The sequence below is a fragment of the Thalassobacterium maritimum genome, from assembly GCF_031127805.1.
Lineage (GTDB): Bacteria > Verrucomicrobiota > Verrucomicrobiia > Opitutales > Coraliomargaritaceae > Thalassobacterium > Thalassobacterium maritimum.
The window spans coordinates 1-11,459 of record NZ_JARXHW010000032.1; the positions used below are offsets into that span (position 1 = coordinate 1).

Genomic DNA, 11,459 nt, shown 5'->3' on the forward strand with positions numbered 1-11,459 from the left:
TGGATCATCTTTCGCAAGACCTCCATTTCTCTCAGTTTAAAAAGCGCCTGCCCATTCACAGTGCGGGACATACAATGGTAAATCCCCGTGCCTTGGGCCGTGATTCGTTTGGTGCGCATAAAAAGATAGTGCTCTCTAAACTATCTAATTACAAGCCTCAATATAAGGGACAGGTCTACTATATTATAGGGGTTGGGAAGTATTGAGTGGAGGCTATTGGCTTGGGTGTTTAGGCGCTTTGTGCTTCGACGCCTTCGAGGACTAGCTCGCCGAAGAGGGTGCTGGCGGTGGCGCGTTCGAATTTTACGGGGGCGAATTGCCCGACTAGTCGGGGGCTGGCTTTGACTAATACGACGCGGTTGCCGCGGGTGCGGCCTAGGAACATGTTCTCGCCTTTTTTGGCGGGGCCTTCAAAGAGGACTTCTTCGACGGTGCCGACTAGGGCCTGGTTGCGCTCTAGGGAGCGTTTACCGAGGATCTCCAGGAGGATCTGATTGCGCTCTTCTTTTTGCTCTTTGGTGACGGGGTCGCCGAGGGGCTCGGCGGTGGTGTCGGGACGCACGCTGTATTTAAACAAATAAGCCATGTCGAAGCCGATTTCTTCGAAGTGCTTGCGGGTGAGCTCGAAGTCTTCTTCGGTCTCGCCGGGGAAGCCGACGATGACATCTGTGGAAATATACATGTCGGGGCGTACGGCGCGCATCTTTTTGATGATGCTACGAAATTTTTCGATGCTGTAAGGACGCCGCATGGCTTTGAGTATGCGGTCGCTGCCACTTTGCATGGGGAAGTGTAAATATTCGCAGAGCTTGGGCAGACGGCCGTAGCACTCGATGAGGTCGTCTTTGAAGCCGACTGGGTGCGGGCTGGTGAAACGGATGCGCTCGATGCCTTCGATCTCGTGCACTTTCTCTAGGAGTTGCACGAAGGGGCTCTTTTTGTCGACGAAGGGAAATTCGCGGATGCCGTATTGATTGACGATTTGCCCGAGTAGGGTGACCTCACGGGTGCCTTTGGCTGCGAGTTCTTTGATTTCTTTGACGATTTCGTCCATGGGGCGGGCGCGCTCGGCACCGCGGGTCTTGGGCACGATGCAGTAGGAGCACTTCATGTTGCAGCCTTGCATGATGCTGACGAAGGCGGTGACTTGCAGCTTGTCATCAACGTGTGACTTAATGGTGTTCTGCGAGTCGAGCTCTTCGGCGAGGTCGACAATGGTGTCGGGGCGCGGGCCTTGGCCTTGGAGCGTGGCGATCATGGAATCGAGGTGCTCGGGTACGCGGTGAAATTTTTGCGTGCCGACGACGAGGTCGAGGTCGGGTAGTTTGTCGACGAGTTCGTCGCCGCGGTTTTGAGCCATGCAGCCCATGATGCCTAGGATAAAGTTGGGGTCTTTGCGTTTTCGCTTGGCCAGGTGCCCAGCCTTGCCGATGGCTTTTTGCTCGGCCTGGTCGCGTACACTGCAGGTGTTGAGGAGCACGACGTCGGCATCGAATTCGTTATCGACGAGTGAATATCCTTTGCCACGAAGCATCGCTGCGACCGCATCGGAGTCGCGTTCGTTCATTTGGCAGCCGTAGGTTTTGATATAGACTCGGTTCATAAGAAGGGCGGAGCATGCTGAGATGTGCTGTGTTGTAAATATTGAAAGCTGATCAGTTGGGCGGCTGTTTATGGAGTGGATTGCTGTGTGTGGGATTCGAGCTTTGGGACAGGATGAATGCTTGTTAATTTAATGTAAGGAATTTTTAAAAGAAATGGTTCCTTAGCTGTCGTCTTGACCGCTTTGGACTGTGTCTGTGTGTTGGTGCGATGTCAGAGATTCCTCCACGCGAAATTATATTAGCGAAAGCTAGCGAACTTTTTCATCGTAAGGGCTACAGTGCGGTGAGTGTGGAGGAGGTGATCGCTGCAAGTGGATTGCCGAAGTCAGAGTTTTATCGCGCTTTTAGTGATAAATCAGCTTTGGGTAAAGCTTGGTTGGAGCGTTTAACGAAGCGCATGCGGATTATGCATGAGACTTTTATGGAGCGCCCTGGTGAGCGTGAGCGGCGGTTAAAAAAGTATTTTTTCTCTATGCGCAGCTGGGTGGAGGCGAACGGTTGGCGTGCGTGTCAGTTTGCGAATACGGCGGCTTGTATTGATGCGGATGCCGAGCCGGAAATGGCTTATTTGATTGATCAATATAAGCGTGCTCAGCGTAAGTTTTTCATTGAATTGGTGGGCACTCTGGTGGATGCAAAGGATGCTCAACGCCTTGGAACGGCGGTGTTTTTAGTGTATTCGGGCGCGATGACTGAAGCGCAGAATCTTAAAGCGACTTGGCCGTTTGAAGATGGCTTGGCTGTGGCGGAGCAGTTGTGCGGAATTCGCGAATGATCAGGCGTGACTGCTGGGAGCGATGGTGATGATGACGGATTTCGAGATCGGTGTTTGGCTGGTCTCTGCGCGTGCGCCGAGGGGGACGAGTACGTTGGCTTCGGGGTAGTACGCGGCGGCGCAGCCTTTGGGAGTATCGTAGGGGATGGCTAGAAAGAGCTTTGCGGTGCGGGTCTCGCCTTTGAAGTGGCTGGTGATATCGACTGGTTGTTCGGGGGCGATGTTGCGTTCGGCCATGTCTTCTTTGTTTAAGAAGATGACACGGCGTTCGTTTTTGATGCCGCGGTAGCGGTCGTTGTTGCCGTAGATTGTGGTATTGAACTGGTCGTGGCTGCGGAAGGTTTGTAACAGCAGTTGGCCGGACTCGAGGCTGATGGGGCTGAGTGGGTTGATTGTGAAATTAGCTTTGCCTGTTGCGGTTTGAAAGCTGCGTTCCTTTACCCCATTGGGTAGATAGAAACCTCCTGGCTTGCGAACGCGTGCGTTAAAATCTTGAAAGCCTGGTATCACACGTTGGATGCATTCGCGGATTAAGTCATAGTTTTCGGAGAAAGCCAACCAGGGCACACGTGTCTCTGTGAGCGTGGCGCGTGCGATGCCACAAACGATGGCTGTTTCACTTTTTAATTGATGCGAGGCGGGCTCGAGGCGCCCTTCTGATTTATGTACGACTCCCATTGAGTCTTCCACGGTGACGAATTGTGGGCCGCTTTTTTGAAGGTCTGCTTCGGTACGACCGAGGCAAGGTAGGATGAGTCCTCGTTTGCCAGTGATGAGGTGACCGCGATTTAATTTGGTGGCGATATGTGCGGTTAATTGGCACTGGCGCATGGCGGCGGCTGTGGCATGTGTGTCGGGGGAGGCGGACAGAAAGTTACCGCCTAGCCCAATGAATACGCGTGCTTTGCCCGCGAGCATGGCTTCGATTGAATCGACGGCGTCGTAGCCGTGTTTGCGGGGAGATGTGAATTCGAATTCTTTATCGAGGGCGGCTAGGAATGACTCGGGCATTTTTTCCCACACTCCCATGCTGCGATCGCCTTGCACGTTACTGTGTCCGCGAACGGGACAGAGTCCACTTTTAGGGCGGCCTATTTTTCCAGTGATGAGGTGGAGGTTGACCACTTCCCGGATGGTGGCGACAGCGTTATGATGCTGAGTCAGCCCCATCGCCCAGCAGGTAATGGCGTCCTTTGCTTGTATAAAGGTATTTGCTGCTGCGCGTATTTCTTTTTCGCTAACGCCGGATTGTTGGGTGATTTCCTTCCATGTGACGGCGTTGATTTTAGCCAGGAAACTTTCATAACCATGTGTGTAGGTTTCGATGAATGCTGGATCTATTGCGTCTGCTTCAATCACAGATTTCAGCATGCCCTTTAGGAAGGGGAGATCACCATTGAGGCGAACTGGTACGTGTTGTGAAGCCAGTGGTGTTGCTTTGCCAAGCACGCCTTTCAGTTTTTGCGGATGTGAAAACGCACGCAGTCCTGTTTCAAAGAGCGGGTTGACGGAAATAATTTTGCCTCCGTTCTCCACGGTCTTCTCCAATGAGGTCAACATGCGTGGATGATTGGTGCCGGGATTCTGCCCCATGATCAGTAGGCAGTCGGTGGTTTCGATATCTTCCAGTGTGACTGTCCCTTTACCGATGCCGACGGTTTCGTTGAGAGCGGCACCACTGGATTCGTGGCACATGTTGGAGCAATCGGGCAGATTGTTGGTGCCGTATTGCCGCACGAATAACTGGTAGAGAAAGGCGGCTTCATTACTGGCACGACCGGAGGTGTAAAAGATACTTTCGTTGGGGGAGGCTGCGGCGTTGAGCTCTTCGGCGATGAGATCGAAGGCGTCGTCCCATGAAATCGGGCGATAGTGGGAGGCTGCTGTATCGAGTAGTAGGGGCTCGGTTAGGCGCCCCGCGTCGTTGAGCCAAAAGTCACTTTTTTGAGCGAGCTCTGCGACTGAATACTGGGCAAAGAACGCGGCATCGACACGTTTTTTAGTTGTTTCAGTCGCGACGGCTTTGGCACCGTTCTCGCAGAATTCAAAACTTGAACGTTCGCCGTCCGGGTCTGGCCATGCGCAGCTGGGGCAATCGAAGCCATGTTTTTGGTTGAGCCGGTAGAGTGCTTTAGCGCCACGGTTGGCACCGGCCTGTTGGTTGACATGCTTGAGTGAGTTGGTGACTGCCTTGGTGCCGACTGCTTTGTCCTTGGGAGCGGAGCGCTTTAGGTCGAGTAATTGGCGTGGTGGTTCTGGATCGGGTTGCATGGTGCAGAAAATGTAATCGTATGAGCTTCGAGTGAGAAGGCGTTGGGGCTAGCTAGAAGCTTGCCACTCTATAAGCTTTTTATGCGTTCCGGGCAGCTGTAGATGTTGTAGCTGTCGTTTCTGACAAATCCGATGAGCGTTATATTGAAGTCGTTGGCGAGGGCGACTGCCATGCTGGAAGGTGCGCCGACTCCTGTGATAATGGGAATGCGGGCGATCAGGGCCTTTTGAATAATTTCGTAGCTCATGCGTCCGCTGACGCAGAGCACCTGTCCTTTTGCGGGGGTGCTTGCAGCGATGAGGTTGGCGCCGATGGCTTTATCCAGCGCGTTGTGACGGCCAATGTCTTCGCGCGAAACTTGTAATGAGCTATCAGTGGAAAAAATTGCAGACGCATGTAGGCCACCTGTTTGACGGAAGGTGGCCTGGCGGTCGTGCATCTGTGCGGGGAGTGAATGTATCCAATCTGCAGCTACGGCTGAATCATCATCAATGTTCAGAGCTTTAGGTATCTCAAGGTGTCCGATGCTGGTGGTACCGCAGACGCCGCAACTGGAATGGACGGCGAAGTTGCGCTCGCAGGTTTTGGCGGAGGCGTCGAGACCAGGGCGCAGTTGTACGCGTGCGCGGGTGGGCGCGGCGTGTGCGTTATTACCACTGAGTTGAATTGCGACGATGTCGGCAGCGGAGCCGATGATACCTTCGCAGTAAAGAAAGCCATGGATGAGATCTTCGTCGTGGCCGGGCGTGCGCATGGTCACTATGAGTTTCTTTTCGACCGTTCCGGAGTGGCGTTCGTAGGCGAGGACGATTTCTAATGGATCTTCGATGGCGAGGTAGTCTTCCTCGGGGGGCAGGGCATGCTGCCCCTGCACGCGTTGCTTGATGACCTTCACGCTGGTGCGTGTGGTGCGTGGTAGTCGGCGAGATGAAGGTAGCATTGGGCGATATAGGACTGAGTGCGCATGGGAGTGCTGCAAACTAAATGGAGGGTGGGCTCTGCCCCCGCGTGTTTATGAAGCTTGCTGGGAAAGCCAGTCGACGACGGCTTGAGTCATTTGAATTTTATGTTCGGCTTGGTTGAAACTGTGGTCGGCTCCGTCGATGCGTATGACTTTGACGCTGTCGCCTTTTAAGCTTTGGACGAGGTCGGTATCTTGGGGGCGTACGACATCGTCGCTGGTGCCGTGTAGGAGTAGCCAAGGGGCACGAATCATTTCGGCCAGTGGGGCGACGTTGTCGATGGTATGGCAGAGGTCGTGCATAAACTTTGCGGAGAGTGGGCAGCTTGATTCGTCCCACATCAGACCTTGGTCCGGTGTTTCTTGGCCGAACTCGGTTTGCGCAAAAGTTTTAGTATCGACCATGCCAGCGAGTGACACGAGTGCGTTGATGCGTGCATCACGCGAGGCTTGGATGACGCCGACAGCGCCGCCCATGCTATGACCGATGTAGGCGATTTTTGAATACGAGCTGGTGACTGCGTCGAGGATTGATGCGAGGTCGCCGACTTCTTTGGAGATGGTGGCGTCGCGGAAGTCACCTTGTGAGTCGCCATTGCCGGCGAAGGAGAAGCGTAGGGTGTCAAAACCTGCGGCATTGAGTGCCTTGGCGGTATCGACAATGACGGAGCGATCTTTATTGCCGGTGACGCCGTGCCCGAGAATGACCAGCCAGTCGTTTTTTGCGGTGTCGGCGTTGCCGGGGGCGAAGCTGTAGTCGAGCGTTTCGCCGAGGGAGTTTTGGATTGTTTGATTCATTGGCAGGCTAAATGCGGCCTTTTTGAGCAGGCTTAATTTTGGGCTTAGCTTCGGCGGGCGTCATAAATGGCGCCCCTACGTTTTTTAGATGCGGCCTTTGAAGGTGAGTTCGGCGATGCCGGACTTGTCGAGTTCGCCTTTGCCCATTTCGGTGAGCTTGGTGTATTGCTCGAAGGTGGCTTGCGCGAGGGGGGCGTTGATGCCGGCATTGGCGGCGAGGCCGAGTGCGATGCCGGAGTCTTTGGCGGCGTGTGCGGCGGAGAAGTAGCAGTCGTGATCGCGGAGAATCATGTCTTCAGCATCGGTCTCGAGCACGCGTGAGTTGGCGCCGGTCTGGCTAAAGATATCGCAGAGCATTTTGAGGTCGAGGCCGAGGGCGTCACCGATGCCGAGGCCTTCGGCGAGGGCGGCGGTGTTGATGTTCATGACCATGTTGACGAGTGCTTTGACCTCGGAGGCTTTACCGGCGGGGCCGACGTAGTGGAGCGCTTTGCTGAGGTCGTCGAGCAGTGTTTTGTTGGCTTTGAATTCGGCTTCATCACCACCGACCATGAGGAAGAGTTCGCCCTTGCGAGCCTGTGGGATGCTGGAGGCCATGCAGGCTTCGAGGCATTTGGCACCGACTTGTGCGGCGTTGGCTTCGAGCTTACCATGCAGGGCGGGGGTGAGGGTGGCGCAGTTGATGAAGGTGCGTCCTTCGGCGCCGGTGAGGAGGTTGTCTTCGCCGAAGAATATGGCGTCCATTGCGGCATCGTTGGTGACGACGGTCAGAATGATGTCCGCATGGGCGGTGACTTCGGCGAGCGTTTGATACGCGGTCGCGTCGATTTCTTGGGCGAGTTCGGTGGCGACATTTTCGTTGATGTCGTAGAGCGCGGTGACTTTGTAGCCTTTGTCATTGAGGCAGCGAGCCATGTTGCCGCCCATGCGGCCTAGGCCGACGAATCCGATTTTTTGATTTTTCATGACGCGCAAGGTAGCTAGGGTCTGCGTCAGATCAAATGCTTTGTGCGATTGGTGTATTATGTTTCAGGGCTGAGAGTGTCTGATGGCGTCGTGCGGTGCTAGAGTTGGCGTTTAGCGGCGACGGCGAGGCCCATCAGTGTGAGGTCGCCGACGAAGAGGCTTTTGTGGGCCCAGTCTTTGGTTAAGTTGGCGATGCTGCCACCTGTGGAGAGGACGACCGGTTTGGGCTCACCGCGTTTTTGCAGTTCATTGGTCACTTTAAGTAGCAATGCATCGATCATGCCGGAAAAGCCGACGGCGACGCCGAGTTTCATGGCGTGGACGGTGGACTTACCGATGGCGCCTTCGACGTTGAGCAGGTCTTCGGCACTGAGTTCGGGGAGCAGTGCGGTTTGTTCGTGTAGGTAGCGTGTCATTACAGCGAGGCCGGGGGCGATGATGCCTCCTTCGTAGCCTTGGCTGCTGACGATGTCGAAGGTGACGGCGGTGCCCATATCGATGACGATGGCGGGGATGCCGTAAAATTCCTGAGCGGCGATGGCGTTGGCGATGCGGTCTTGACCGATTTCGTGCGGTTTGGGGTAGACCAGTTCCAGGCCCGCGCAGCTGTCACAGGTGAGGTGGAAGATCGGTTGTTGGCACTCGGCCAGGCTGGCGCGGAGGTTGTCGTTGATGTCGGGCACTACGGAGCAGAAGGAAATGCTGTCTGCTTCTGCGAGCAGTGGGGCCAGTTTTTGCGCGAAGGCCGGAGAGGGCTCGTGGCGGAATTCTGCGGTGGGAAAGTGACCGGTGAGTTGAACAGATTGGCCTGCGACCAGCCCGTAGTGGGTGCTGGTGTTACCGACGTCGATGCTAAGGGTTTTCATGGTGGAGTGTTTTAAAGTCAGAAGGTAGGAGTGGCCATCACAACGCGGGCGTGACGAGTCGCGCCCCTACTTTTTTAAAGTGACGTCTCCGGCGCGAACTTTTTGCACGCTGCCGTCGGCGGCGATGAGGATGAGGGCGCCCGTTTCGTCGATGCCGCTGGCGGTGCCGGTGATCTCTTGGTTATTCATGATCGCGGTAACGGTTTTTCCTGAGAGTGAGCTGAGTGGTGCCCAGGCTTCGACTAAGCTCTCGGAGCCGTTGTCGAGGATGCAGGTGTCGTAGGCAGTCTGTATGGCGATGATCACCTTGGCTGCGACTTGATTCATCGAAAGCTCTTTGCCTCCGACGGCGTAGAGACTGGTGGCCGATTTACGCAGTTCGCTGGGGTATTTTGTCGGATTACTATTCACGTTGAGGCCGATGCCGAAGATAATGCTACGGAGGCTGTCGGCGTCCATTTTAGCTTCGGTGAGCATGCCCGCGAACTTGCGACCATCGCAGTGCAGATCGTTGGGCCATTTGATTTTTAGGGCCGCATTTGGTGTCAGACTTTGCAGGGCGCGGCAGATGTGGATGCCGGCCCAGAGGGTGAAGTGTTGTAGTGCCTGTGGTGGAATGTTGGGTTCAAACCCGACCGAGAGGTAGAGGTTGTCGGCGGTGGCGCTGTGCCACTCGCGCCCGAGGCGTCCACGGCCTTTGGTTTGGCAACTGGAAGCGATGGCGAAGGGGCTTTTGCGACGATGCGAGAGTTGGCGTTCTGCTTCGCTGTTGGTGCTGTCGATGACGGGGAAATAGAGCACTTCGAGCTTAGACCCGTTGAGTTGGGTGTAGTAGCGCAGCAGATCCGGGTGCAGGACTTCGGGCTCTTTGACCAGGCGGTAGCCCTTGTTGCGGATGGCTTCAAACTCGAAGCCCTGCTCGCGCAGTTTATCTAATTTACCATGAATGGCGGGGCGTGACATGCCGAGTTGCTCTGCGAGCAGGCTGCCGGAGACGAAGGTATCCGGGGTGGCAAGCAGGGCTTTGAGAATAATCAGGGCGTCCTGACTCGGCTGTATTTGGCGGTATTCGTTTTCCGACATGTTAATCTGTGAGCCAGTCCAGCCCGACGTCTTTCCAAGTGCTTTGATGAATGGGTGCGCCCGTCGAGATGAAATCGAGGCCGAGGTCATTGAGCGCGGGGAGTGAGTTTAGGGTAATGCCGCCGCTGGCTTCGGTGCAGGCGCGGCCATCGATGATCTCGACGGCTTGCTTCAGTTCCTCGGGGGAGAAATTATCCAGTAGAATGATATCGGCGCCCGCTTCGACGACTGGGGGGATTTGCTCCAGTGAGTCCACTTCCACTTCGATGGCGAGGTATTCGCAGGTGTTGACTGCGAGCGCTACGGTTTCGGTCAGGCGGTTGCCACCGGTAGCGCCGGCGACGGCGAGGTGGTTATCTTTGAGCATGACGCGATCGAAGAGGCCGATGCGGTGGTTATAGCCGCCGCCGCAAGCGAAGGCGTATTTTTGCAGCACTCGATAGCCGGGCAAGGTCTTGCGCGTGTCGAGCAGCGCAGTCTCACTGGGGCCGAGTGCATCGACATAGAGGCGGGCCTCGGTGGCGATGCCGCTGAGGTGCTGTAGGAAATTGAGAATGACGCGTTCTGCCTGGAGCAATGCGCTGGAACTGCCGCTCAGGATGCCGATAATTTGGCCTTGGTCCAGAAAGTCGCCATCCTGCGATTGTGCTTCGAAGCTGCAGTCCTGACCATAGCTATCGAGCACTGCTTGAATCAGGCCGAGACCGCAGACTACCAGCGGTTCACGTGCCGTCAGTTGCGCGCGTCCACTGGCACCTTCCGGCATGAGTGCGGTGGTGACATCGCCGAGGCGTTCCGGGCGGTGTGCCAGCCCGGCGCCGGCGAGGTCTTCGATCTTGGCGAGGCCGACCAGTTGTCGCAGGTAGTCGGGGTCCAGATCCTGCCATGTGAGGCGGGTCTTAAAGGTTTCTTTTGAGTAGCGGGCGTTATGGCTCATGCAGTGTGTGCTAGATTAGTTGTAAGATTCGAAGGTGCTGACTTTTCCAGTTTGGCGGTCGAAGACGACGCGCTTGAGAAGCTTGGTATTGTTTGGGTTTACATTCACGCCAGTGCCGATGCCCACGCCGCTGCCGCGGGAGCCGACGCCACCGCCGAGGCTAATGCCCATGCTCGGTTTGATTTGACGGTATTCCCACACGATCTGTTTGCCGGTTGCTGAGCTGACGGTTTTTTCATGTGTTGGATCGCCCCAGGACATGCGCACCATGTCTTGGTCGAAGCCGACGGCGATTTGTTGCGTGCGAATCATTTGCCGTTCACCGGGCGTGTAGGTGTCGAAAGTTGCCTGGTTTTGCGAGATACGTTGGCTTTGGGGGGTGCTGCAGCCCGTAAACAAGACTGCAAAAAGTGCGAGGGTCCAAAATGTTAGAGTTTTCATATTATAATTCCTTCATTCAAAAACAGAGGTGATGTGCGGACTCTAGCGAATCGTCGGGTTCGCTCCAGTCAAATATGGCTTGGATCGGGGGAGGGTTTCTTATGCCTGTGGCTTACAGACAAAAGCCAGCCAGTCGGCGAATTCGCTTTCGGTTAACCTTAAATCGGCAAGTGCTAAGGTCTGGAGGGCAGCATCTTCTTCGCTGGGCAAAAACTCGTAGCCGTTCATTTCTAAAAAGACGGCAGCTGTCATCAGCCCAGAGCGTTTGTTACCGTCCAGAAATGGGTGCCCTTTTACGATTCCGGCAGCATAGGCAGCAGCGAGTTCGAAGTGCGTGGGTTGATCGTAGTGGAATAAATTCCTAGGTTTATCCAGGGCATTATCCAGTCGACCTTCATCTCGCATTCCGTCGGTCCCACCGAAGCGGGCGACCAGAGCGGAGTGGAATGCCAGACAGGTCGTTTTTTCGATCCAAAATGGTTCCTTCATTTAGCGAGTTCGCGAAAGGTGTTGCGATAGCGCTGCATGAGGCTTTCGGCGATCTGCATCTGTTCCTCAAAGCCGGGCCGTTCGGGATTGATGTTGAGGGAACAATTGGGGGCTTCGGTTAAATACACCGTCGCACCTTCTTCCACTTTGAGTGTCTGTAGCGCTTCCTTGGGCAGAACGATGCCGAGAGAATTACCGATTTTGCGAACTTTTGTTTCGATAGCCATGTGTAATAACAAATGTTATTACGGACAGAAGTCAAGGTTA

Annotated in this window: 12 protein-coding genes; 1 reads left to right on the top strand and 11 read right to left on the bottom strand. The window is 55.2% G+C overall.

The window, feature by feature from the left end; all coding sequences use genetic code 11:
• Positions 1-229: 229 nt before the first annotated feature.
• The gene (gene miaB, locus QEH52_RS13170; protein ID WP_308951065.1) at positions 230-1,603 is read right to left on the bottom strand and encodes a tRNA (N6-isopentenyl adenosine(37)-C2)-methylthiotransferase MiaB; all 1,374 of its coding nucleotides are present in this window, start codon (positions 1,601-1,603) and stop codon (positions 230-232) included.
• Positions 1,604-1,812: 209 nt separating this feature from the next.
• Here miaB and QEH52_RS13175 point away from each other — a divergent pair, with 209 nt between their 5' ends.
• Positions 1,813-2,379, top strand: coding sequence for a TetR/AcrR family transcriptional regulator (locus tag QEH52_RS13175; protein WP_308951066.1), 567 nt, complete (start codon positions 1,813-1,815; stop codon positions 2,377-2,379).
• On the opposite strand, the gene QEH52_RS13180 is transcribed toward QEH52_RS13175, so the two are convergent.
• The 10 genes from QEH52_RS13180 to QEH52_RS13225 form a co-directional block, all read right to left on the bottom strand.
• Positions 2,380-4,650 carry an FdhF/YdeP family oxidoreductase gene (locus QEH52_RS13180; protein ID WP_308951068.1) on the bottom strand — a complete coding sequence of 757 codons (2,271 nt, stop codon included), beginning with the start codon at positions 4,648-4,650 and terminating at the stop codon, positions 2,380-2,382.
• Positions 4,651-4,718: 68 nt separating this feature from the next.
• Complete coding sequence (gene fdhD / locus QEH52_RS13185) at positions 4,719-5,591, bottom strand: formate dehydrogenase accessory sulfurtransferase FdhD (RefSeq protein ID WP_308951070.1); 873 nt, start codon at positions 5,589-5,591, stop codon at positions 4,719-4,721.
• A gap of 72 nt (positions 5,592-5,663) precedes the next feature.
• Positions 5,664-6,410 (bottom strand): alpha/beta hydrolase, encoded by a 747-nt coding sequence (locus QEH52_RS13190; RefSeq protein WP_308951071.1) that lies wholly within the window; start codon positions 6,408-6,410, stop codon positions 5,664-5,666.
• Between the two features lie 84 nt (positions 6,411-6,494).
• The gene (locus QEH52_RS13195; protein WP_425609289.1) at positions 6,495-7,376 is read right to left on the bottom strand and encodes an NAD(P)-dependent oxidoreductase; all 882 of its coding nucleotides are present in this window, start codon (positions 7,374-7,376) and stop codon (positions 6,495-6,497) included.
• A gap of 98 nt (positions 7,377-7,474) precedes the next feature.
• A complete protein-coding gene (locus tag QEH52_RS13200) occupies positions 7,475-8,242 on the bottom strand; it encodes a type III pantothenate kinase (protein WP_308951073.1) in 768 nt (255 codons plus the stop codon).
• A 66-nt stretch (positions 8,243-8,308) separates the two neighbouring features.
• Positions 8,309-9,325: a biotin--[acetyl-CoA-carboxylase] ligase gene (locus QEH52_RS13205; protein WP_308951075.1), complete on the bottom strand. Its 1,017-nt coding sequence runs from the start codon at positions 9,323-9,325 to the stop codon at positions 8,309-8,311.
• Between the two features lies 1 nt (position 9,326).
• A complete protein-coding gene (gene nadC, locus QEH52_RS13210) occupies positions 9,327-10,262 on the bottom strand; it encodes a carboxylating nicotinate-nucleotide diphosphorylase (RefSeq protein ID WP_308951077.1) in 936 nt (311 codons plus the stop codon).
• Between the two features lie 15 nt (positions 10,263-10,277).
• Entirely contained in the window at positions 10,278-10,703 is a 426-nt protein-coding gene (locus QEH52_RS13215) for a hypothetical protein (RefSeq protein WP_308951079.1), read from the bottom strand.
• Positions 10,704-10,802: 99 nt separating this feature from the next.
• A complete protein-coding gene (locus tag QEH52_RS13220; RefSeq protein ID WP_308951081.1) occupies positions 10,803-11,192 on the bottom strand; it encodes a type II toxin-antitoxin system death-on-curing family toxin in 390 nt (129 codons plus the stop codon).
• Positions 11,189-11,419, bottom strand: coding sequence for an AbrB/MazE/SpoVT family DNA-binding domain-containing protein (locus QEH52_RS13225; RefSeq protein WP_308951082.1), 231 nt, complete (start codon positions 11,417-11,419; stop codon positions 11,189-11,191). The genes QEH52_RS13220 and QEH52_RS13225 overlap by 4 nt, the downstream gene beginning before the upstream one ends.
• Positions 11,420-11,459 lie beyond the last annotated feature (40 nt).